At 32.6% G+C, this 22,319-nt stretch carries 20 protein-coding genes and 1 tRNA gene; 7 read left to right on the plus strand and 14 right to left on the minus strand.

The features are described 5' to 3' along the window. The 8 genes from BMX53_RS04745 to BMX53_RS04780 all read right to left on the minus strand — a co-directional run bounded on the left by BMX53_RS04745 (position 1) and on the right by BMX53_RS04780 (position 9,457). Positions 1-345, minus strand: a complete 345-nt coding sequence (locus tag BMX53_RS04745; protein WP_063175799.1) for a hypothetical protein — start codon at positions 343-345, stop codon at positions 1-3. A 12-nt stretch (positions 346-357) separates the two neighbouring features. Further along, the gene (locus BMX53_RS04750) at positions 358-1,608 is read right to left on the minus strand and encodes a dihydroorotase (RefSeq protein ID WP_074744862.1); all 1,251 of its coding nucleotides are present in this window, start codon (positions 1,606-1,608) and stop codon (positions 358-360) included. 115 nt (positions 1,609-1,723) lie between these two features. Beyond that, positions 1,724-2,479 carry a carboxypeptidase-like regulatory domain-containing protein gene (locus tag BMX53_RS04755; protein WP_063175797.1) on the minus strand — a complete coding sequence of 252 codons (756 nt, stop codon included), beginning with the start codon at positions 2,477-2,479 and terminating at the stop codon, positions 1,724-1,726. Between the two features lie 70 nt (positions 2,480-2,549). Next, positions 2,550-4,439 (minus strand): DEAD/DEAH box helicase, encoded by a 1,890-nt coding sequence (locus BMX53_RS04760; RefSeq protein ID WP_074744864.1) that lies wholly within the window; start codon positions 4,437-4,439, stop codon positions 2,550-2,552. Between the two features lie 423 nt (positions 4,440-4,862). Beyond that, positions 4,863-5,441: a non-canonical purine NTP diphosphatase gene (locus tag BMX53_RS04765; RefSeq protein ID WP_074744866.1), complete on the minus strand. Its 579-nt coding sequence runs from the start codon at positions 5,439-5,441 to the stop codon at positions 4,863-4,865. 14 nt (positions 5,442-5,455) lie between these two features. Next, on the minus strand, positions 5,456-7,558 hold the full coding sequence (gene recG / locus BMX53_RS04770; RefSeq protein WP_074744868.1) for an ATP-dependent DNA helicase RecG: 2,103 nt from the start codon (positions 7,556-7,558) through the stop codon (positions 5,456-5,458). Positions 7,559-7,733: 175 nt separating this feature from the next. Further along, the gene (locus BMX53_RS04775; RefSeq protein WP_038988495.1) at positions 7,734-8,150 is read right to left on the minus strand and encodes a DUF4377 domain-containing protein; all 417 of its coding nucleotides are present in this window, start codon (positions 8,148-8,150) and stop codon (positions 7,734-7,736) included. A gap of 284 nt (positions 8,151-8,434) precedes the next feature. After that, positions 8,435-9,457 (minus strand): DUF6266 family protein, encoded by a 1,023-nt coding sequence (locus tag BMX53_RS04780; protein WP_074744870.1) that lies wholly within the window; start codon positions 9,455-9,457, stop codon positions 8,435-8,437. Between the two features lie 706 nt (positions 9,458-10,163). Here BMX53_RS04780 and BMX53_RS04785 point away from each other — a divergent pair. The 3 genes from BMX53_RS04785 to BMX53_RS04795 all read left to right on the plus strand — a co-directional run bounded on the left by BMX53_RS04785 (position 10,164) and on the right by BMX53_RS04795 (position 13,145). Then, positions 10,164-10,499 carry a hypothetical protein gene (locus BMX53_RS04785; RefSeq protein ID WP_143061405.1) on the plus strand — a complete coding sequence of 112 codons (336 nt, stop codon included), beginning with the start codon at positions 10,164-10,166 and terminating at the stop codon, positions 10,497-10,499. A 389-nt stretch (positions 10,500-10,888) separates the two neighbouring features. Beyond that, positions 10,889-11,374 (plus strand): hypothetical protein, encoded by a 486-nt coding sequence (locus tag BMX53_RS04790; protein WP_074744874.1) that lies wholly within the window; start codon positions 10,889-10,891, stop codon positions 11,372-11,374. A 688-nt stretch (positions 11,375-12,062) separates the two neighbouring features. Then, the gene (locus tag BMX53_RS04795; protein ID WP_074744876.1) at positions 12,063-13,145 is read left to right on the plus strand and encodes a hypothetical protein; all 1,083 of its coding nucleotides are present in this window, start codon (positions 12,063-12,065) and stop codon (positions 13,143-13,145) included. Positions 13,146-13,430: 285 nt separating this feature from the next. Here the strand turns inward: BMX53_RS04795 and BMX53_RS04800 are convergent. The 5 genes from BMX53_RS04800 to porX all read right to left on the minus strand — a co-directional run bounded on the left by BMX53_RS04800 (position 13,431) and on the right by porX (position 17,191). Then, positions 13,431-13,505 (minus strand) — tRNA-Val (locus BMX53_RS04800). A 55-nt stretch (positions 13,506-13,560) separates the two neighbouring features. Continuing rightward, positions 13,561-13,941 carry a DUF4258 domain-containing protein gene (locus BMX53_RS04805; RefSeq protein ID WP_038988074.1) on the minus strand — a complete coding sequence of 127 codons (381 nt, stop codon included), beginning with the start codon at positions 13,939-13,941 and terminating at the stop codon, positions 13,561-13,563. Between the two features lie 63 nt (positions 13,942-14,004). Next, positions 14,005-15,201: an alanine dehydrogenase gene (locus BMX53_RS04810; RefSeq protein WP_074744878.1), complete on the minus strand. Its 1,197-nt coding sequence runs from the start codon at positions 15,199-15,201 to the stop codon at positions 14,005-14,007. Between the two features lie 12 nt (positions 15,202-15,213). Further along, positions 15,214-15,633 carry a tRNA (adenosine(37)-N6)-threonylcarbamoyltransferase complex ATPase subunit type 1 TsaE gene (tsaE, locus tag BMX53_RS04815; protein ID WP_063175792.1) on the minus strand — a complete coding sequence of 140 codons (420 nt, stop codon included), beginning with the start codon at positions 15,631-15,633 and terminating at the stop codon, positions 15,214-15,216. A 1-nt stretch (position 15,634) separates the two neighbouring features. Then, positions 15,635-17,191: a T9SS response regulator signal transducer PorX gene (gene porX, locus BMX53_RS04820; protein WP_063175791.1), complete on the minus strand. Its 1,557-nt coding sequence runs from the start codon at positions 17,189-17,191 to the stop codon at positions 15,635-15,637. A 145-nt stretch (positions 17,192-17,336) separates the two neighbouring features. Between porX and BMX53_RS04825 the strand changes: the two genes are divergently transcribed. The 4 genes from BMX53_RS04825 to BMX53_RS04840 all read left to right on the plus strand — a co-directional run bounded on the left by BMX53_RS04825 (position 17,337) and on the right by BMX53_RS04840 (position 21,307). Further along, the gene (locus BMX53_RS04825; protein ID WP_074744880.1) at positions 17,337-18,329 is read left to right on the plus strand and encodes a glycosyltransferase family 2 protein; all 993 of its coding nucleotides are present in this window, start codon (positions 17,337-17,339) and stop codon (positions 18,327-18,329) included. A 9-nt stretch (positions 18,330-18,338) separates the two neighbouring features. After that, entirely contained in the window at positions 18,339-18,926 is a 588-nt protein-coding gene (coaE, locus tag BMX53_RS04830) for a dephospho-CoA kinase (protein WP_074744882.1), read from the plus strand. Positions 18,927-19,070: 144 nt separating this feature from the next. Beyond that, positions 19,071-20,579 (plus strand): sensor histidine kinase, encoded by a 1,509-nt coding sequence (locus tag BMX53_RS04835; protein WP_080752517.1) that lies wholly within the window; start codon positions 19,071-19,073, stop codon positions 20,577-20,579. 5 nt (positions 20,580-20,584) lie between these two features. Next, entirely contained in the window at positions 20,585-21,307 is a 723-nt protein-coding gene (locus tag BMX53_RS04840) for a response regulator transcription factor (protein ID WP_006259047.1), read from the plus strand. A 50-nt stretch (positions 21,308-21,357) separates the two neighbouring features. On the opposite strand, the gene BMX53_RS04845 is transcribed toward BMX53_RS04840, so the two are convergent. Further along, positions 21,358-22,296 (minus strand): LysR family transcriptional regulator, encoded by a 939-nt coding sequence (locus BMX53_RS04845; protein WP_074744884.1) that lies wholly within the window; start codon positions 22,294-22,296, stop codon positions 21,358-21,360. Between the last annotated feature and the right edge of the window lie 23 nt (positions 22,297-22,319).

Raw genomic sequence — 22,319 nt, forward strand, 5'->3', positions numbered from 1 at the left:
TTAAGCTGATAATTTGTCAAACCATTTTTGGAAATATACACCAATTTTTGGAATTGGCTTAATTTCTCCACTAGCAGCTCCGATAAAACTGTATACCCATAGAATGAAGAAACAGAAATAAAAAGGACCAGATATTAACCAAGTGTCAAATCTACTAGCCATAGATCCTAAAGCAAAGAATAATATAGTCAAACCAAAAGCTTGTTTGATATAAAATCCTGAGAATCTATTTTTAGGCTCTATGTTCATAAATATGGCAACCAGACATCCTAAGATAGTCATGTGTGCTACTATAGCCATTGTTTTTCCGGTTTCGATTTCCTTTTCGTTAAAAGTCTTCAGCATTGCGTAATAATATTATTTTAAGGTTTGTTTGTCTCCATTGATAACTCCGTATACTTCACCATTCATATTATGGTTTAAGAAAGCAGAGTTTTTCGATTTAGACAGTATATTTTCTTTGGTAAAGATATATTCTTTTTTAGGATTAAACAGTGTTAGATTGACCTTACTACCTTCTGTGATAGCGTTAGATTCTATCTTGAAGATATTTCTAGCTGCAGTTAGTTTTTCGATAACTACTTCTGTTGGTAATACTGTGTTTAGTGCTGCAAAAGCAGATTCTAAACCAATTGTACCATAAGACGCACTGTTAAACTCTAGTTTTTTGTGTTCGATGTCTAGAGGATTGTGTTCAGATGTGATACAGTCAATTGTTCCGTCTAGTACACCATTGATTAAGGCTTGTCTATTTGCCTCATTTCTCAAAGGAGGTAATACTTTATAACGAGTGTCAAAATCAGCTAGTTTCTCATCTGTCATTGTCAATAAATGTACAGCTGTACTACAAGTCACATTTAATCCTTTTTGTTTAGCTTCTTTAATTAACTCAACAGATTTAGCTGTAGAGATAGTTGGAAAGTGTATTTTTCCGCCTGTGTATTCTAATAAAAATAGGTTGCGTGCTATTTGTATTTCCTCAGCTAGAGTAGGGATGCCTTTTAAGCCTAGTTTAGTGCTTTCTACACCTTCATTAGCAACTCCTTTACCTTTGATACTATTGTCTTGAGAAAAAGCTATTACAAGACCGTCAAAATCTTGAACATATTGTAAAGCGATTTTTAGGACATTAGCATTTTGTATTGGTTTTTTATAATCTCCAAAAGCAATAGCTCCTGCGTTCTTCATATCGAATAATTCTGCCAGGTCAGTACCTTCAGATTTCACAGTTAAAGCTCCGATAGGAAAAACTTCAGTCGTTTGTCCAAAAGCTTTTTGCTTAATAAAACTAACAATACTTTGAGAATCAGTGATAGGATTAGTGTTAGGTTCAACTGCTATTTGTGTGAATCCACTTTTAGCAGCTACTTCTAAACCGTGTGCAATATTTTCTCTTTCTTCAAATCCAGGTTCGCCTAAACAAACAGAACTATCAAACCAACCTTGAGAAATGTGTAAGTTGTCATATGTAACTTGTTCAAATTGGTTGTTATCGATTTGATTAGCGATTTTTGTAATAGTCCCATTTTCTATTTGAATGTCAACTGTTTGATTGTTGAATGGGCTAGTAGAGTCGATTACTTTTGCAGCTTTTAAAATGATATTCATTTTCTGTGAAGTAGTTTTTAATTAGTGATGTGTTGTTATTTCGTACAAAAATAGGCTTTATTTCTATTTTATCATATTTACAAATGGTGAAAATAGAGCAAAAAAAATACATCCACTATTTGGATGTATTCGTTTTTTTCGTTGCTAATACTTTAGAATTATCGTAGCAGTCATTTAACGCTTGATAGATTTGAAAGTCTGTTGCAGTGTAAATAAATTTATCACTGTAATTACAATTTTGTAGAGATTTGACAATGTCTTCTCTAGTGATTTCAAGCATTCCACAAACAATTTCTCTATCATATCTAGTTTGCATTAAAGCAATCATGTTTTGATCTTCTTTGATAGCTTCAAGTTTTTTAAGCTTTTTATCCTTTCCTTTAAATAGGTTATATACAGCATCTACAGGACTAAAGAAAGTACCCATAGCTGTACCGTAATAAGGGGTTTGATTACGTCTGTAAAAATCGAATTGCATTTTATCATTTAATTCGATCAGCTTAGTATCAACTTCCAGATAACCCGTTAAGTCAAACTTCTTAATAACAATTTCGTCTAATACCACTGATTGTTCAGTAAAGTATATTTTTAGATTTTCATTGTTTAACCAGTCATTGGTTACCTTTAGCTTAATCGGTATATAACCAGGGTAGGATAGATGTATGGAATCATTTAGGTTCGCTTCTACAGAAAAAGATCCGTCGCGTTTACTAATTGTTCCTTTGACTTGGGTAGTGTTAATAACATTAACGTCATCAACAGGTAAAAATGATTTGTCGTTTAGAATAGTTCCTTTTACAGTACTGCGATTTTGTGCAAATACAGTTAGTGAGGTAAGTATTATAAACAAGAAAACTGTAAAATTTCTCATAGTTTTTAAGATTGCTTAAAAATAAAAGATATTTTACAGTTTTATATACTATTTGGTAAAAATTAACAATTTAGTCTCTTCTAGTTCTTCTAGATGAGTCACCATCGCCACTTCTTCTTGATCCACGTTCGTTACGAGGAGCTCTTTCAGATGATCTTCTGTCACTACGACCTTCAGATGATCTTCTTTCTCCACGTCCTTCAGATGATCTTCTGTCGCTACGACCTTCAGATGATCTATTAGATGATCTTCTTTCACCACCTCTAAATCCTCCTTCTGATCTTCTTTCGCCACCTCTGAATCCACCACCACTTCTTCCGCGGTTGTTGTGATCACGACGTCCACCATTACGGCCACCATCGTTGTTAGAGATTTCAACATTAACACGACGTCCTTTGTATTCAAGACCGTTTAATGTTTCCATAACTTTCTCAGCGTGTTCAGCTTCAGTGTTGAAGAATGAGAAACCATCTTTAACGTCCACTTTGAATAAGTCATCACGACCTAACTCTAAAGTATCACGTAAGAAGTCTTTTAATGTCATCCAATCTAAATCGTCTTTCGCTCCAAGGTTAACAAAGAAACGAACAGCTCCATCAGTAGGTACTTCTTTAGAGTTATTTCTTCCTTGAGAAACGCTTTGAAGACTGTTAGAAGATTTTTGATAGTACTCTAAGAATCTATTGAATTCTACAGAAACTACTTTTTTAATGATTTCTTCTTTATCAAAGTCTTGAAGTAATTCAGAGATTGCAGGTAAGTAAGTTTCTATTTCAGTATTTACTTCTACTTCTTTGATTTTGTTAGCTAAGTGGAATAATTGAATTTCACAAATCTCAATTCCAGAAGGAACTGGTTTCTCTTCAAATTTAGTTTTGATGATTCTTTCGATTTGTTGAATTTTTCTTAATTCACTTTTCGTTACGATAACCATAGAAGTACCTGATTTTCCAGCACGACCTGTACGTCCACTACGGTGAGTGTAAGTTTCGATTTCGTCTGGTAATTGGTAGTTTACTACGTGAGTAATATCATCAACGTCAATACCACGTGCAGCAACGTCAGTAGCTACAAGCATTTGAATTTGTTTACCACGGAAAGATTTCATTACAGCATCACGTTGTGCTTGAGATAAGTCACCGTGTAATGCAGCAGCGTTGTATCCATCCTCGATAAGTTTTTCAGCAATAGACTGAGTATCTCTTTTTGTTCTACAGAACACAACAGAGAAGATATCTGGATTTGCATCTGCTAAACGTTTAAGCGCTGGGTAGCGATCTCTAGCAGATACTAAATAAAATTCATGACTTACATTAGTGTTACCTTGGTTTTTGTGACCAACAGTAATTTCTTCTGGAGTTTTCATGAATTCTCTTGCGATACGAGCTACTTCTTGTGGCATCGTAGCAGAGAATAACCATGTACTTTTTTCTTTTGGAGTATCAGCTAAAATAGAAGTGATATCCTCATAGAATCCCATGTTAAGCATCTCATCTGCCTCATCTAAGATACAGTATTGGATGTTTTTAATGTTAACCATACCACGGTTAATCATGTCTTGCATTCTACCCGGTGTAGCTACAATGATTTGAGCTCCACGTTTTACGTCTTTAGCCTGTTCTGTAATGCTAGCACCCCCGTAAACAGCCACTGAGTGAAGTCCTTTTACATACTTCGAGTACTGTTTAATCTCATTTGCGATTTGCAAACATAACTCTCTAGTCGGCGATAAGATAAGACCTTGTGTATTCTTATTAGAAACGTCTATCTTCTGAATCAAAGGAAAACCAAAAGCTGCGGTTTTCCCAGTCCCCGTTTGGGCTAACGCAACAATGTCGGTATCTTTCTCTAATAGTAATGGAATCGCTTTTTGCTGGATCTCTGATGGATTTTCAAACCCCATATCCTTGATCGCAGATAAAAGAGATTCATTTAATCCTAATTGTTCGAAATTGTTCATATAAATATTAAAATAGCCGCAAATATACTACTATTCAAATTATAATTGTAGTTATTGCATGTTTATTATTTAAAAATAATTTTATCGTTTGTTTTAAGCGTATATTTTGAAAAATGTGTAATAGCTATTTGTGCCTAAATAGTTATTCTTTTTTTGTGAAAAGCTTAGAATTCAGATGGTTTTGATATTAATTAAAGAGTGGCGTAAATTGAGAAATCTCTTTTTAATTAACAGCAATAAATCTGGTAAAAATTACTTTTTAGATGTAATTATTTAGTCAAATCGCGTGTATATTGATATAAATAAGTGGTTTATTGAGTTTTTACACAGCTAAAAGTATGCCGAAAAGTGAGTTTCGTATAAATTGAATTAAAAAAGGGCATATAAAATTTTATATGCCCTTTACTATATAGTTGGATTTGATTAGTCTTGTTTTAGTAAAAAGTCAACTAATTGTGCAACAGCTTTTCCTCTGTGACTAATAGCATTCTTCGCTTTTATATCTATTTCAGCAAATGATTTATCCATTCCTTCTGCTACGAAAATGGGATCATAACCAAAACCATCAGTTCCTTTTCTCTCTTTTAATAACTGACCATCTATAATTCCAGTGAAGAAATAAGTCTCCGTGTGTAGATTAAGTGCTATTACAGTTTTAAAGTTAGCTTTTCGATTGCCTTCTTCTTTTAGTACTTCTAATAGTTTATCTATGTTGTCATTGTCATTTTTTTGTTCACCAGCATATCTAGCAGAATATACCCCAGGAGCTCCATTTAATGCGTCAACTTCTAAACCAGAGTCGTCAGCAAAACAATCATAACCATAATGTCTTTTGACAAAATCAGCCTTTAGCTTTGCATTTCCTTCTATTGTATCTGCGGTCTCAGGAATGTCGATATTACACCCGATGTCTTCTAAACTTAATATTTCAATAGAATCAGGTAATTGATTTCTGATTTCTTTAATCTTGTTTTTGTTGTTTGATGCGAAAACTAATTTCATAATGTGCTGTGTGTTTAGCTTATATAGTTCCAAATAGTTGTTTTACTATTTATGATATTTAATTTGTTTTTTATTCTTTGATTTTCTGGTAACTCTAATGTAGGGTCATCTTTTAATAGCTGTACAGCGTTATGTCTAGCATATAGCATGATGTCTTGATCTTTGACAATATCAGCTATCTTTAGAGGGAGTGTACCACTCTGTTGTGTTCCCATGATATCACCTGGGCCTCTTAGTTTAAGGTCAACTTCAGATATTTCGAAACCATCATTAGTACGGCACATTGTTTCCATTCTAATTTTAGAATCATTACTTAATTTGTCACCAGTCATAAGTATACAATAGCTCTGTTCCGCTCCACGTCCCACGCGGCCTCTTAACTGGTGTAATTGTGATAGACCAAAACGCTCTGCACTTTCGATAATCATCACAGAGGCATTAGGTACATTCACACCAACCTCAATAACAGTAGTAGCGACCATAATGTTAGTCTCTCCTTTAATAAACCTCTCCATTTCTCTATCTTTTTCAGCAGGAGTCATTTGTCCATGGACTATACTCACACTGTATTCTGGAAGAGGGAAATCTCTAGATATAGCTTCATAACCTTCCATTAGATTTTTATAATCCAATGTTTCGCTCTCATCGATTAGTGGATATACAATATAGACCTGACGCCCTTTAGCTATTTCAGTCTTTAAGAAATGCCATACTGCTAATCGCTTTCCTTCAAAGTAGTGATTAGTTTGAATAGGTTTACGTCCAGGAGGTAATTCATCAATAACAGAAATATCTAGATCCCCATATAAACTCATTGCTAGAGTTCGCGGAATAGGGGTAGCTGTCATCACTAATACATGTGGAGGCAATGTGTTTTTATGCCAAAGTTTAGAACGTTGTTCTACTCCAAATCGGTGTTGCTCATCTATAATAGCTAAGCCAAGATTTTTAAAGATAACCTTATCTTCAAATAAGGCATGTGTACCGATTAATATATGAAGTTCACCAGAGGCAAGTTCTTCATGTAATATTCGCCTGTCAGCTGTTTTAGTAGACCCTGTTAATAGTTTGATATTTAATCCTAGTGATTTACCAAACTCAGAAATTCCTACAAAGTGTTGTGTAGCTAATATTTCTGTAGGTGCTACTATACAAGCTTGAAAGCCATTGTCTAATGCTAATAAGCAACTCATAAAGGCAACAATGGTTTTACCAGAACCAACATCCCCTTGTAATAAACGGTTCATTTGAGCTGGTGCACCTACGTCATTTCGGATTTCTTTTAATACTCTCTTCTGTGCTCCAGTAAGCGGGAAGGGTAGGTGTTCACTATAAAATGTATTAAAGTAGTCACCAACGTGTTCAAAAGGATATCCTTTAATTTTGTCCTTTCGGGCAATATTCTTTATTAGTAATTGCAATTGAACATAGAATAACTCCTCAAACTTTAATCTAAATTGCGCTTTGCCAAGCATATCCGCATTCTTAGGAAAGTGGATATTAATTAAAGCATCTTGCATGGAGATTAAGTTCAATTTTCTTTTAAATTCATCTGATAATGTGTCTATGTATAAAGAATGAGTTTCTTTTACTAATTGCATCATCATTTTGATAATAGATTTATTAGATATCCTAGCTCCAAACTTTTCAGTAGAAGGATATACTGCCTGCATAGAAGTAGCTATGTTTTTTTGGTGTTCTTCTAGTAAGTCTAATTCAGGATGTGGCATAGAAAAGCTATTGCTAAAACTATTTAGTTTGCCAAAAGCTACATACGGTGTATTGAGTTTAAGATTCTCTTGTATCCATTTAAAACCTTGAAACCATACTAATTCAATCTGCCCAGTACCATCTGTAAAAGTTGCAACAAGACGTTTTCCTCTTTTTTGTTCAACCGTTTTTATATGTATGATTTTACCGATAATCTGTACTTCACTACTGTTGTTGTACAGTTCATTGATCTTATAATATTGAGTTCTGTCAATATATCTGTTAGGGTATAAGTGTAGTAAATCTCTATAGGTGAATATCCCTAGCTCACGTTTAAACAAGTCAGCACGTTGAGGGCCAACTCCTTTAAGGTATTCAATAGGGGTATCAAGTAGATTATTAGACATATTATTTAAATAAATACAGTGCTAAGATACAAATTTATGGGACGAAATACCTAATTTGAAGGTAGTGTCTCATGCTATAAATTAGGGCAAAAGCTGGTTGTAGAAGAGAATTGAGAGGATTAGGAAACAAAAAAAGTGGGCTATTGCCCACTTTTAAACTCACTCTAATGAATGATTATTTTTTTGTTTTAGAAATTTCTTTTACTAAAGTGTATTTAATAGAAGAAGCATCAGCAGGAACGTTTTCTAATTTTTCACGTTTTACTTCTACCACGTATTCATAACCTTCTTCATAATTAAATCCGTCAATACTAGTATACATTAGAGTCCAGTCTTTATCACCATCCTCTTTAATTTGCATACATTTCATTGGAGCAACACCTGTACAATCTACTAACTTAGAAGCGATAGTATAAGTAACATTTCCTAATTCTTCTTTTGCTTCAGGAGCAGTTTCTGCTGGAGCTTCTTCTGGAGTTACAGCTTGTTCAGTTGTTTCTGTTGCTGGAGCTGTTGCATTTTGATCTCCATCTTTTTTACAAGAAGTGAAAGCAAATCCAACTACAGCGGCTAATAATAAAATCTTTTTCATGATAATTGTTTTTATTAAAACAAAGATACTAAGTATTTAATATTTATTGTATTAAAAATCAAATAAAAAGTTATAAAGGATTTGTTAGAAGGAGGTTTAATGTATTTATTTCACAAGTAACGACAAGAGATTAGATGTTGCGAATTAGCTTTACAACATAAAGAGTCTATAGCTTCTTTATGAATATGAACATAAAGAACCTTAGAAAGTAATTAAATCCTGATAAGTTGGATAGTGTGTCTGGCTACAGTAATCATCTTATCGCTTATGAGAAGCTACATTATTCATTCATCGAGTATTTCCTTCTCATTATTTTTGTCTGTAGGTGGTAATGCTTCTAAAATAGAACGAGGTTCATAATTTAAATTATTATCATTCAGTTGTGACGAATCGGATCGGATTAGTGGCTTTTCCGTTTTCTTGCCTATAGTATTTTTGGAAATTACTTGTATGTATTTTCTTTCCCTATCCGTGTTGGAGTGATCCACAGTGTCATTATTGGAGTTATCTTGCTTTTCATCATTGATGGAGCTAATTCGTGATCCATTCTCTTCTTCTGTTATCACAGCATCAGAATTGTTCTGTACAGAGTCATTTTCTTCCACTACTGAAGTATTAGAATAGGTTTGTGATCCGTTCATTTCTTCAGTAACTATTTCGCCTATAGCCACTATACCGTGATAAGCACTCGTACTAATTAGTTTACCATCAGCAGATTTCCATACACTCCAAAAGTGAACGTTGCCATCTGTCCAATCCTTAGGCAAATCAAAGTGTACAAACTTATCTTCACGCTTACCAGAAGATTCGATTTCGTTTGTTTCACCAGTGTTTTCGTGATAGGCTACAAGGGTTAATCTATCTGTTCCTTTGGTCATTAAATTCACAATACTATTATCCCAAGCAACTTTTAAACGACCCGTTTTAAGAATATTAATTTTTTTAATCACAGCAGGAGGTAGAGGACCAATAGATAAAATTACAGCAGATACATCTATACAAGGTATACCATCGATCATCACAACGCCTTCTTTGGACAACATCGAAATTAGTTGTTCCTTACCAGAAGCCATTTTGTTATTGAGCAAGGCTGGTGGACAATGGCGATTAACAAAGTCTTTGAACTTACTAGCAAACGTTGACACGACGCCAAACTTACTGCGACACTTGATTTGTTTATCAGTAGCGGGTTTATTAGAGCGAGATGGTTTTGATCGGATATAATATCGACCTCTCCACATAAAACCTACTACAGTACCTACTGTACCGTTTACACCACCTAATATTCCCTCTTTGATTTCTGCCATGATATTTGATTTTTTATTTGCAAGATATTAACCACATCAACATCATTCTTTCGTTAATCAAAGAGCTTTCAAAAAACTTTTTCTGAGGATACATCAGTGTTTTGCTAGTTTGAGATACTAAAATGAAGGTTCTCAAATACAGTGATTCTGCGTATCAAGACTGTTTTTGGGGATTATAATGGATAATCAAGAGGTACTTGAAACGAGAATAACACATCAATAAAACAAGAATTCTTCGATAAAAGACCTCTCTACTCAATTAAATACGGCTTATTCACGTTCTATTGTCGAACAACTTTTATTGAGTACCCTATTTTATTGGCTTTATGGTCATATTTAGGAAAGGACTATTGTAGGTGTTTTTTGTTAAATCATTGTTTATTAGTGTTGTATGTAAAATTGACTCAAAAAAAAGTGCTACACTTTTTTCTGAATTCCGCTCATAAATGAGTTTTTTAGGGACTGTTTAAAAAAATGACAGGAAGTAATACTTATAAAAGTCTTTATTGTGATGGATAGAGAGGGGATTGAATAAAAAATGAGGAAGTTTTTTGAATAGGAAAAGGTGTAGAGTAGTGATGGTTAGCTATTAATTATTTATGTATCTTAGGGAGTGGAGCGGAATACTTCGCACGGATTGCAAATCCGTACGATCGGGGGGTATGTAAAATAGAAATAAGATGAGAAAAGTAATATAGTAACACCAATGTTTATCATTAGTTGTAGACATTCAAAATCTAAAGAATATAAAGGGTATATGTATTATGATAAAATACCTTTGAGTGAGGTGAAGATTTTAGAAGAAGGAACGGATAACTTCACATATACAAATCATAGTGGATATTTTATACTGAAGAGAAGTGATAAAAACTACATAAACGATTTAGTTATTTATAGACATAATAGCATAGATACATTAGATGTAGAAAGAGGACGAGCTTCTATAGGATCTGGAAGTTATTACTTGTTTTTAGAACCATTTAGAAAAATTGATACAGTTGATTTGCATTGGGAGAATAAAATAAAATCTAAAAATTATTGAATAAAAAATAATGGTGAAAGTTATTTGTTTGATTTCCTCCCAGTAGTATAATAAATCCTTTTTTAGGAAAGCGTAGTTTCTAAAAACTTATTGTGATTTGTTTAAGAATCTTTATATGAGTAGTTAAGCTAAATAGAGAGTTCTTATTGATGTTGTATTTTTTCAGAATAATAAACATTGATAAAATAAGGAATAGAGATAAAATAGTATTTGGAAATTAATTTATGATAGTTAACAATGAAACCAAAAAACAATAAAGAAATATGGAAGAGCTACTGGTTATTTTCATTTTACCTAGTATGCTCGGTAGGTTGTGCGCGATCGGGGTACTGACTTTAGATTATTGAATAATTAATGAAATAAGAGATAAAAAAATAACTAAGTATATCATGGTAAAAGAGTATGAATTAAATAATGGTAAAGTAGTTTCAGGTGAAATAGTTTATTACAATAGAGAAAAAAATATTGGTATGGGTATTGTTTTTAATAGTTGTGATTATTTGCTTTTTAAGGATTCTAAGTATTTTACTATTAATAAAAATGAAGATTTAATGATAGGGTTGTTAGCATTTTTAGAAATTAGTATACGTGATATAGAGAAAAAATTAGAAAAAAAAAATTTAGACCTTTTTAAAGTTTTTCCCATTGAAAAAATTGTTTTGACAGCATTTTACAGAGATAATAATGATTTTAGTTGTTTGTTTTCATTGTATTGGAGGGAATTAGCCTTGAATTGGATAGAGGAGCTAAATCTTAATAGCTCAGGTGTATTAACAATGTTAGAAATTGAGTATAACAATGTTCCAAAAGGAGGAATAAAAGGTTGGAAAAAAAGAATTAAACATGTAAAAGAATTAATTACAAGGGAGAGATGATTCTATTTATGTGATTTTTTGTAAATCAGATAGTAAAATACTAATTTTAGGGATAGGAATACTGTGTATGGATTGCAAATCTGTGTGATTGGTGTTGTGGGTATTCCGCCCTGTTGGCACGCAACGGTAGGGGCGATACTTTACGCCCTACAACGTGTATCTACAACGTATCGTGAGGTGTAATAGATCATCTACCTCTTGAGTTCATAATATTTTTAGATCGTTATGGATTTGCCTTCTTATATGATTGTGGAGATGCTGTGTGGAGATTGTTTGCGGGGCAGGGCAGAGCGTTTGAAAATATCTTGTAGATATTTTTAGCGAATGAGCCAGGTGTTGCAAGGAAAATACGCCCGTACTATTGTGGAATTTGATTGTGGAGATGCTGTGTGGAGATTGTTTGTGGGGTAGGGCAGAGCGTTTGAAAATATCTTGTAGATATTTTTAGCGAATGAGCGAGGTGTTGCAAGGAAAATACACCCGTACTATTGGGGAATTTGATTGTATATATTACGTTTTGTTGGGACACAATGGGAGATCTTTAGTCACTTCTATATATAACATCTTGTTATTCATCATAGATTAAGAGTATAAACTATTATTTATGTACTTTAGGGAGTGGAATACTTCGCACGGATTACAAATCCGCGCGATCGGGGTAGTATTCTAATAACAAAATAGAGATAAAATGTTTAAAAAAATAAAAAGCTTCGAAAAGGTTTCTTTTTATAAATTAAGAGGAAATGATTGTATTATAAAGTATTCAGATAATTCACTTTATGTAAATAATTTCAAAGTGTTTGAAAATGTGGGAAATCAGTATCTTATTATGAATGATAATATTTTAGTGTTTCTCAATAAACAATATACTAAACAATATTTATTCGACTTAGGAAATAAGTCTCTTAAGAGTATTGATAATTTTTTAGCAATAGGAAAAGATGTTATCGATGGAAATAAATGTTTAACAAAAAAAATGAGTAATGATTTCTTATCATGGCAATTAGTCTCTTATGATATTAAAGAAGATGTGATAGTTGAGGAGTATAGTATACGAGATACTCTTTATACGTATTATTTTGACAGTAAAATTATTTATCAAGAAGGAGAAGACTTGGTATTAAGAAGTTTATTAGGGGAGTATTTGTGGAAATTTCCTTTGTCAGAATTAGGTGTAGATCCGTATGAACCACAAAAGGTAGATAGTATAAAAGATATATTAGGTGTTGTAAGTAATAATTTTTGGATTTATACTCGAGCAGGTAGATTGATTTGTTTAGATTTAAATACTGGAGTTATTAAGAGAAAAATATCAGGAAATCCTCTTGACTCTATTGTTGAGTATCACAATACCCAAGGGTTAGGAAGATGTTATTTAGATGAGAAAACAGGAAATATAGTAAGTATAAGTTCTATTTGTTTTCAAATGATAAATGGAGAAACATGTACTTTAGAATCAAGTTGTAATTATTTAGATGAGGATTTATTAGGGATTGGTAAATATAAAAGTATCTATGCTCCATTACATCAAGGTGACTATTTTACATTTATAGCAGAGAAAGAGAATGATTATGGAGGTAGTAGATATATAGGTGTGTTTGATTATGTTAAAAGGAAATTAGTTTGGGATTATGAAGTATTTACCCAAGAAGAAATAAATCAAACAAGAAATAAGTTAGTTCCTCCACAAAAACTTTACATTACAGAGGATGGTAGGAAAATGTATATTAAAGATTTTCATGATACATTACATGTTTTTGAAAGAGAATAAACGAAAGACAGCTCCCAAAGTGGAGCTGTTATTTATTTATAGGATGATTATATATAGTACCTTAACTAATAGTTACTATTGTGGTGTTACGAGTGAGATGCCTCCTTGCGTTGGCATGACATAGATTGTAGAAATACGTTGTGGTAGATAGTCGACGTCTCTACGCCTATAATCGTCGTGTTCTTCTCTTTTTGGTAGAAAGGGCTGAGAGAAGGTGTTCGCAGAAAACTGTGCACTAAATTAGGGATATAAAAAAAGCTTCACTAGAAGTGAAGCTTTAAGAAGTGGGCGATGAGGGATTCGAACCCCCGACCCCCTCGGTGTAAACGAGGTGCTCTGAACCAACTGAGCTAATCGCCCTAAACAGGATGGCAAAGATAGAAATGTTTTTTAAAACTACAAGTGCCTTTCTGAATTATTTTGACATTTTTTCGATATCATATAATAGTATCTTATCTGTATAGTTTACAACTTTGATAAGGATGTTTTCGTTTTTCTCATTTCTACCTACAATCACGTATAGTTTTCCTTTCTCGAAATCAATATTACTCTCAGAGAAATTAACATCACCGTATTTTAATGATTTGTGTACATCATCATTAGTAACCCATCCTTCTTGGAATTTTGCTTCTACTGTCTTAGAGAAAGTAACTGGTTTACTTCTTAGATCTTTTAATACTCTACAGTTAGGTAAATAACAGAATTCTGTTTTTTTCTCTCCAAAGAAGTAAAATAAGAACATCGAACCAATTAATAGTCCGAATAAATAGTATGCTAAACGCTGTGAAAACTTCATTTCTTAAAAAATTTACACAAAAGTAGCAATTCAATAATGTAAAACTATAGTTTTATCAAAATTTTAAAAGGTGAATAGGTGTATGTCTTTATAATCAAGGTCAAACCATTCTGCTACATTGCGGTTTGTTATCAAGCCTTTATAGCTGTATATTCCTGATTTAATGATGCTTTCGCAATGTACTGTGCCGTCTAGGTCTCCACTATCCGTGTACTCAAGTAGGAGAGGGGTAATGATATTACTAAGTGCCATCGATGCAGTACGGCTGTATCTTGATGTAATATTAGGTACTCCATAGTGAATGACTCCATTTTTAACAAATGTAGGTTGGTCATGAGTTGTAAGTTCCGATGTCTCAAAACAACCTCCTGTATCAATAGAGACATCTATGATTACGGCTCCTTTTTTCATGTTTTCAACCATTGTATCGCTTACTACAATTGGCGCTCTGTTTTTACCTCTAATAGCTCCTATGGCTACATCACATCTCATTAATGCCTTTAAGAGTATTTTTTCTTGAATAGTAGAAGTAGAGATGCGTTGTGGCAGATTGTTTTGTAATCTGCGTAATTTTTGAATAGAATTGTCAAAGACTCTAACACTTGCTCCCATGCCAATCGCAGTACGTGCAGCATTCTCAGCTACAAGTCCAGCTCCAAGGATAACAACCTCTGTAGGGATAACTCCAGAAATATTACCAAAGAGTAAACCTTTACCATTATTAGTTGTCGTCATTAACTCTGAGGCGATTAAGATAGAAGCAGTACCTGCTATTTCGCTTAATGCACTTACTGCTGGATAAGTTCCATTCTCATCGTGAATAAAGTCAAAGCCAATAGCTGATATTTTCTTTTTGGATAGGGCTTCAAAGTAAGGTCTCGTTAAGGTTTTGAGTTGAAGGGTAGACCATATAACTGTATATGGAGCCATCAATTTAATCTCTTCTAAAGTGGGAGGGGCTACTTTTACAATCACAGGACAACTAAATACTTTTTTTGTGTCTGTGGTAATTTCAGCTCCTGCTTTACTGTAATCTAAGTCAGAGTAACTAGATGCTTCACCAGCTCCTTTTTCAATTAAAATGCGATGTCCATACGTACTTAGAGTCTGTACCGCTTCGGGAGTTATACAGATTCTTTTTTCAGTTAAAACATTCTCTTTTGGAACACCTATGAAAAGATCACTTTTCTTGCGTTCCACCATTAGACATTCTTCTTGTGGAATTAAATCTTTAATTGAAAAAGGGGTTAGTGTTGCCATAATTTTGTATTGTTAGTTATTGCTCAAAGTTAATTTACGGTCGCCGTTTTCAAGTATAGCAATTTCAATAGTTGCGTGTTCATCAGGGATGATATTAGGTGTTTTCTCAGGCCATTCTATGAAACACCAGTGACCAGAGTCTAAATATTCATCCATTCCCATATCATACGCTTCTTCTTCATGATTAAGGCGATATAAATCAAAATGATATACCTTGTCTTTTGATAAGGTAGAATGGTATTCGTTGACAATTGAAAAAGTAGGACTGCTAGTCATATCTTCTACTCCCAATTGTTTACTTATTTCTTTGATTAACGTGGTTTTTCCTGCACCCATTGGAGCATTAAATAATACTATGCGATGTTCTAGTTTATTTATTACTTGTTTAGCTACTTCATTAATCTGATTTAGAGAAAAAACTATTTCAGTCATTTTATACTTTCGGGTTTAATATTATAAATGGTACAATCATTTCTTCTAATGATATCCCACCATGCTGATATGTATTGCGGAAATACGCGGCATAGTAGTTGAAGTTATTCTGATATGCTAAGAAGAAATCACTTTTTGCAAAAATAAATGAACTACTTACATTAATATTAGGTAACTGTACTTTTTTTGGTTCTTTAACATAGTAGACATCTTTATGCTCAAATGTCAAACTCTTACCTGTCTTATATCTAAGGTTTAGACTCGTATTTTTATCTCCAATTACCTTAGAAGGGTTTTTACAATTTATAGTACCGTGATCAGTAGTAATAATAAGTTTGAATCCTAATGTTTGAGCTTGTTGAATAATTTCAAAGAGCGGAGAGTTTTTAAACCAGCTCATCGTTAAAGAGCGATAAGCTTTATCATTAGAAGCTAATTCTTTGATAACTTCCATTTCAGTTTTAGCATGAGACAACATGTCTACAAAGTTGTAAACTATAGTTACTAACTTGTTGTCCTTTAAAGCTTTGAAGTTGTCGGCTAATTTTCTTCCTTCTTTTAGATTAGTTATTTTATGGTATTCATTTTTGATATTGAAACGAAGTTTCTGTAACTGATGTTGAAGGAATTCATTTTCATATAAATTCTTTCCTCCTTCATCTGTGTCATTTTTCCAATACTGTGGTAATTGTTCAGACATCTCTAAAGGAGTCATACCTGAAAAAATGGCGTTTCTAGCATACTGTGTAGCAGTAGGTAAAATGGAGAAGAAACTGTTTTCTGCTTCTACTTTATAGTGATTAGTCACTATTGACTCAAATGCTCTCCATTGATCATATCTCAAATTATCAATAACGATAAATAGAATTTTAGAATCCTCTTTTTTTAGCTCTGGAGCAACCCATTTTCTGAAAATTTGGTGTGAGAAAACTGGACTGTCTTCAGGGTTGTTAATCCAGCTCTCATAATTCTTCTCAACAAATTTACCAAACAAACTATTGGCTTCTGTTTTCTGAGAATCTAGTATAGTAAATAGATTTTGATCTTCTATGTTTTCTAGTTTTTGTTCCCAGTATAATAGTTTTCTATAAATAGATATCCAATCCTCGTAATCTCTTGCCTGCATAAGATCCATAGAGATATTTCGGAATTCTTTTTGGTAGCTAAGAGAAGACTTTTCTGATATAAGACGAGAATCGTCTAAGTTTTTCTTTAAAGAAAGAAGTATTTGATTAGGGTTAACAGGTTTGATTAGATAATCTGAAATCTTAGCTCCAATAGCCTCCTCCATAATATATTCTTCCTCACTCTTAGTGATCATAATAATAGGAGTGTTACTTTTAATAGCTTTTATCTCATTAAGTGTTTCTAATCCAGATAGTCCTGGCATATTTTCATCTAGGAAAACTATGTCGAATTGATTATCTTTAAACTGTTCTATAGCATCTTGACCATTAGTACAAGTTGAAACGATATAATCTTTTTTTTCAAGGAAAAGGATATGAGGTTTTAATAATTCGACTTCATCATCCACCCATAATATATGAATCTTGTTCATTGTAGCAGTTTTAGGTTGTTTTTAGATTCTAATAAATAATATAAAAAGAGATTTTATATTAAAATAGTACTGATAAATATAGGAATGAATTTCCGTATTACAATAGTTAACGATATTTTTGTGATAGTATTATAAAAAAGTGTAAATGTATTTTTCGTTTATTATTCCTGTTTACAATCGTCCAGATGAAGTTGATGAATTGTTAGATAGTTTAACCAAGCAAACTTATGAACGAGAGTTTGAAGTTGTAATAGTAGAAGATGGTTCTAAAGAGGATTCAAGATCAGTAGTAAGTAAATATGAAGACAAATTGAAAATCTCATATTACTATAAGAGTAATTCGGGACCTGGAGCTTCCAGAAATTATGGTATGGAGCGTGCAAAAGGAGACTATTTCATTGTTCTTGATTCAGACTGTATTATACCAGCTGAGTATTTGACTATCGTAAATCAATACTTAATGGAAGAGTATGTAGATTGTTTTGGTGGGCCAGATGCTGCGTTAGATAGTTTCAGTGACGTGCAAAAAGCAATTAATTATTCTATGACTTCTGTTTTAACGACTGGAGGTATAAGAGGGGCTAGTGAGCGAATAGGTAAGTTTCAACCTAGAAGCTTTAATATGGGGATCTCAAAGAAAGCCTTTGTAGCTAGTGGGGGATACGGAAAGATTCATCCTGGAGAAGATCCTGATTTGACTATTCGGTTGTGGAATTTAGGTTTTGATACTCAATTATTCAGTAAAGCTTATGTTTATCACAAGCGAAGAATTGATTGGGACAAGTTTTATGTTCAAGTTAATAAATTTGGGAAGGCTCGTCCAATATTAAATCAACGCTATCCTGAAACAGCTAAACTAACGTATTGGTTCCCAACTGTATTTATGGCAGGCTTATTGTTTAGTATATTAATGACATATTATACATCTGCTCTTATTTTATGTTATATCTTTTATTTTTTATTGGTTTTTATAGGAAGTTTTATAAAAGAGAAGAATTTTAAGATAAGTTTATTAGCACTTGTGGCAATTTTTATTCAATTTTACGGATACGGAATAGGGTTCTTAAAAGCGAGTTATATTTTGTTTGTGAAAAAACAAAAAGCAGAAGAGGGCTTGCCAGAGATGTTTTTTAAATAATATTGTAATATGGCACTTATAGTTGGATTAACTGGAGGTATAGGTAGTGGTAAAACTACTGTTGCTAAAATGTTTGAACAAGAAGGAATACCTATTTATATAGCAGATGAAAGAGCTAAACAGATAATGGATAGAAAGGACGTTGTTGATGCTGTACAAGCTATTTTCGAAGAAAATGTAAGAATAGGTGAAGTTCTGGATCGGAAGAAAATTAGAGAGATTGTTTTTGAAAATAAGCAACTTTTAACTAAATTAAATAGTATTGTTCATCCTGAAGTTAAGAAGGATTTTGAACAGTGGAAACAGAAAAATGACGTTTTTCCGTTTGTTATTAAAGAAAGTGCAGTGCTTTTTGAGAACAATTTAAATAAATCTTGTGATTTAGTCATCTTAGTAACAGCACCAGAAGAAGTTAGGATAAACCGAGTGATGGAGCGGGATAAGGTATCATTTAATAATGTAAAAAGCATTATAAATAATCAAATGAAAGATTCTGACAAAATACCACTTAGTGATTATGTTATTACTAATATTAATAAAGATTTGGTAAAAAAAGAGGTTAAAATGATAATTAATGATATAATATTCAAAATTTAGGGAATTAGTCTCGTTAATTTTATGTTAATCGACGTGTAAGGTATTTTTTTTAATGTTAATTTTGAAAAAATAATGAGTAAGGTCAAATTTCGACTTTTAGTAGGAATAATGAGTTTTTCTCTGATAGGGATAATCATTGTTCAAATGTATTGGATTGTAAGCTCTTATAAAAATAATGAAGAGCAATTCAAGTACCATGTACAACAAGTATTAGGGAATGTAGGTAGTGGACTACAACAAAATGAGGCTACTGAGTTCTACCGTATGTATAATCAACTCAAGGACAGTATAGGTACGCCACCTAAACAAAGTGAGTTAAAACAATACTATATTGTAGAGCGTAACCCAACTACAAATGAACAAATAGTTTATTCAAATATTTTAGTTTTAGAAGACTATAATATAAAGAGTTCGTTCTTTGATAAGAAAGCAGATAGCTTGAAAGTCAAAAATTTCGTGTCAAAACGAAAAACAGAGATTTATAAAGGAGATGATTTTGATAGAAACAATCTTAAACAGAATTATCCTGATGAAGTGATAGAACAGTCTGGAAATCTAGATGTACTAGACAAAGCGCAGTTTGATATCTATTTTAAAGATATTGTAGCTTTAAGAAGTATAGATGAAAGAATATCTAAAACGAAGTTAAAGGAGTTATTAGAGCAAGAACTTAAATTATATGGAGTTAATGCTAAGTTTGAGTTTGGGATTTATAATAAGGGGTTATCAACCAAAATAAAGTCTGAAGATTTTATCTATGAAGAAGGGTCTACTTATGGTGTGCCAATTTTTACAGATAATGAGAATAGAAGTAAATATCAGTTATACATTACTTTTCCAGAGAAAAGTAAATACTTATTTTCTTCTTTAGTGGGTATTACTTTATTATCAGTATTATTCACAATAGTTATTATCGCTGCATATTTAAATGCAATTAATCAGCTGATAAAACAAAAACAAATCTCAGAGATTAAAACAGATTTTATTAATAATATGACTCATGAGTTTAAAACACCTATTGCTACAATTAATTTAGCTTTAGATGCTATTAAAAATCCGAAGATTATAAATGACCCTGAAAAAGTAGAACGATATCTTAAGATGATTCGCGATGAAAATAAGAGAATGCATGCTCAAGTAGAGAATGTGTTGCAGATTTCGAAACTAGAAAGACGTGAGTTTGATGTTGAGAAAGAAGCGATGGATGTGCATGAGATTATTGAAAATGCAGTAGATCACGTAGGATTAATCGTTCAAGATAGAGGGGGAGAAATAAATCTACATTTAGATGCTAGACGAAGTGATGTTTTAGGAAATGACTTCCACTTCACTAGCGTGATAGTAAATATCTTAGATAATGCTGTTAAGTATTCTAAAGATGTTCCTGTTATAGATGTGTACACTGAGAATGTAAAAGAGTTTATACTTATTAAGATTCAAGATCATGGTGTGGGGATGAGTAAACAAGCGCAGAAGAGAATCTTCGACAAGTTTTACAGAGAACACACAGGTGATTTACACAATGTAAAAGGGCATGGTTTGGGGTTAGCCTACGTACAGCAAATTGTAGAAGTACTAAATTCACAAGTCTATGTAGAGAGCGAAAAAGGGAAAGGAAGTACCTTTATTATTAAAATGCCATTAATAAATTAAACAATATGGAAACAACAAACAACAAAAAGATTTTATTAGTAGAAGATGATCCGAATTTCGGTGCAATCTTAAAAGATTATTTAGCCATTAATGATTTCGAAGTTACTTTAGCTAAGAATGGAATGGAAGGATTCGAAAAATTCAAAAGAGATACTTTTGATTTATGTATCCTAGATGTTATGATGCCTTATAAAGATGGATTTACTCTAGCCAAGGAGATCCGCGATAAAAACAAAGAGGTGCCTATCATCTTCCTTACAGCTAAGTCAATGAAAGAAGATGTATTAAAAGGTTATAAAGTAGGAGCAGATGACTACTTAAATAAGCCATTCGATTCTGAAGTATTATTAATGAAAATCAAAGCGATTATTCACAGAAAATCGTCTGAGGTTAAAACTGATAATACGAAGTTCGAATTCCAAATCGGTAAATTCCATTTAAATTCTAAGTTAAGATTCTTAACTTTTGAAAATGATGAACCGATTAAACTTTCTCCAAAAGAAAATGAATTGTTGAAAATGTTAGCAATTTATGAGAATGACTTAATGCCAAGAGAAGTAGCATTAACTAAAATCTGGAGAGACGATAACTATTTCACATCTCGTAGTATGGACGTATACATCGCTAAATTAAGAAAGTATCTTAAATTAGATGAAACTGTAGAAATCTTAAATATTCACGGAGAAGGATTTAGACTTGTAGTGAAAGAAAAAGAAGAAAATAATTAATTAAGCCAGAAAAAAGGGAAGCATTGCTTCCCTTTTTTTGTATCTATAAATTAGTTTTTCTTAGGACTGATAATCTTCACATCCTGAAAAGCTATTGCTCCTCTTATAATACTTAAAATAACGTCGTATAAGGCATTTATTATTTGAAGCTTAAGCTCATTGTCTGTATAGATTAAACTAATCTCCCTAGCAGGTTTAGGATCGGCAAACTGTATTAAGTTCTTTTGATCATCGGGACCTAGTGAAAGAGTGTGAAGGTATGGTAATAGTGTATATCCAAGCCCTTCTTTTGATAAATTAATTAAGGTTTCAAAGCTTCCGCTTTGTAATTTAAATTGTTTACTATCACTAGTTGCTTTATTGTTACAGATATTGATGATGCCGTCTCTAAAGCAATGACCATCCTGTAGTAGAAGTAATTTTCTTAAATCTAAATCCTCTTGTTTTAATTCTGGACCCATTTCCTGTCTGAAAATAGGTGGTACATATCCTACAAAAGGTTCGTAGAACAATACGCGCTCTTTTATATCTGATTCTTGTAAAGGAGTAGCTACAATAGCTGCATCTAAATAACCATTGCGAAGCTTCTGAATTATCTCTTCAGTAGTGTACTCCTCTATGATTAGATTAACTTTGTTGTGTTTATTTAGGAATGTCTTTAAGAACATAGGTAAGAGAGTAGGTGTGATAGTAGGTATCATACCTAACTTAAACTCTCCTCCAATAAAACCTTTTTCTAAATCAATAAGATCTTTTATTCTATCTGACTCATTAACTATTTTCTTTGCTTGTTGAATAATTACTTGCCCTATAGCTGTAGGTTGTATTGGCTTAGTACTTCTATCAAATATTTGTACTTCAAGTTCTTCTTCAAGCTTTTGGATTTGCATACTTAGCGTAGGCTGAGTAACGAAAGTTTTCTCAGCAGCAAGCGTAAAGTTTTTGTGCTCTGCCACTGCTAAGACATATATTAATTGTGTTATAGTCATTTTGTAACCGATATTTTGTGTAA

The sequence above is a fragment of the Myroides marinus genome, from assembly GCF_900109075.1.
In the GTDB taxonomy this organism is placed as follows: Bacteria; Bacteroidota; Bacteroidia; order Flavobacteriales; family Flavobacteriaceae; genus Flavobacterium; species Flavobacterium marinum_A.

Bases quoted from the DNA above. Each gene is read 5' to 3' on its own strand.
- BMX53_RS04745 (WP_063175799.1), bottom strand. From the start codon at position 345: ATGCTGAAGACTTTTAACGAAAAGGAAATCGAAACCGGAAAAACAATG.
- BMX53_RS04750 (WP_074744862.1), bottom strand. From the start codon at position 1,608: ATGAATATCATTTTAAAAGCTGCAAAAGTAATCGACTCTACTAGCCCA.
- BMX53_RS04755 (WP_063175797.1), bottom strand. From the start codon at position 2,479: ATGAGAAATTTTACAGTTTTCTTGTTTATAATACTTACCTCACTAACT.
- BMX53_RS04760 (WP_074744864.1), bottom strand. From the start codon at position 4,439: ATGAACAATTTCGAACAATTAGGATTAAATGAATCTCTTTTATCTGCG.
- BMX53_RS04765 (WP_074744866.1), bottom strand. From the start codon at position 5,441: ATGAAATTAGTTTTCGCATCAAACAACAAAAACAAGATTAAAGAAATC.
- recG (WP_074744868.1), bottom strand. From the start codon at position 7,558: ATGTCTAATAATCTACTTGATACCCCTATTGAATACCTTAAAGGAGTT.
- BMX53_RS04775 (WP_038988495.1), bottom strand. From the start codon at position 8,150: ATGAAAAAGATTTTATTATTAGCCGCTGTAGTTGGATTTGCTTTCACT.
- BMX53_RS04780 (WP_074744870.1), bottom strand. From the start codon at position 9,457: ATGGCAGAAATCAAAGAGGGAATATTAGGTGGTGTAAACGGTACAGTA.
- BMX53_RS04785 (WP_143061405.1), top strand. From the start codon at position 10,164: ATGTTTATCATTAGTTGTAGACATTCAAAATCTAAAGAATATAAAGGG.
- BMX53_RS04790 (WP_074744874.1), top strand. From the start codon at position 10,889: ATGGTAAAAGAGTATGAATTAAATAATGGTAAAGTAGTTTCAGGTGAA.
- BMX53_RS04795 (WP_074744876.1), top strand. From the start codon at position 12,063: ATGTTTAAAAAAATAAAAAGCTTCGAAAAGGTTTCTTTTTATAAATTA.
- BMX53_RS04805 (WP_038988074.1), bottom strand. From the start codon at position 13,941: ATGAAGTTTTCACAGCGTTTAGCATACTATTTATTCGGACTATTAATT.
- BMX53_RS04810 (WP_074744878.1), bottom strand. From the start codon at position 15,201: ATGGCAACACTAACCCCTTTTTCAATTAAAGATTTAATTCCACAAGAA.
- tsaE (WP_063175792.1), bottom strand. From the start codon at position 15,633: ATGACTGAAATAGTTTTTTCTCTAAATCAGATTAATGAAGTAGCTAAA.
- porX (WP_063175791.1), bottom strand. From the start codon at position 17,191: ATGAACAAGATTCATATATTATGGGTGGATGATGAAGTCGAATTATTA.
- BMX53_RS04825 (WP_074744880.1), top strand. From the start codon at position 17,337: ATGTATTTTTCGTTTATTATTCCTGTTTACAATCGTCCAGATGAAGTT.
- coaE (WP_074744882.1), top strand. From the start codon at position 18,339: ATGGCACTTATAGTTGGATTAACTGGAGGTATAGGTAGTGGTAAAACT.
- BMX53_RS04835 (WP_080752517.1), top strand. From the start codon at position 19,071: ATGTATTGGATTGTAAGCTCTTATAAAAATAATGAAGAGCAATTCAAG.
- BMX53_RS04840 (WP_006259047.1), top strand. From the start codon at position 20,585: ATGGAAACAACAAACAACAAAAAGATTTTATTAGTAGAAGATGATCCG.
- BMX53_RS04845 (WP_074744884.1), bottom strand. From the start codon at position 22,296: ATGACTATAACACAATTAATATATGTCTTAGCAGTGGCAGAGCACAAA.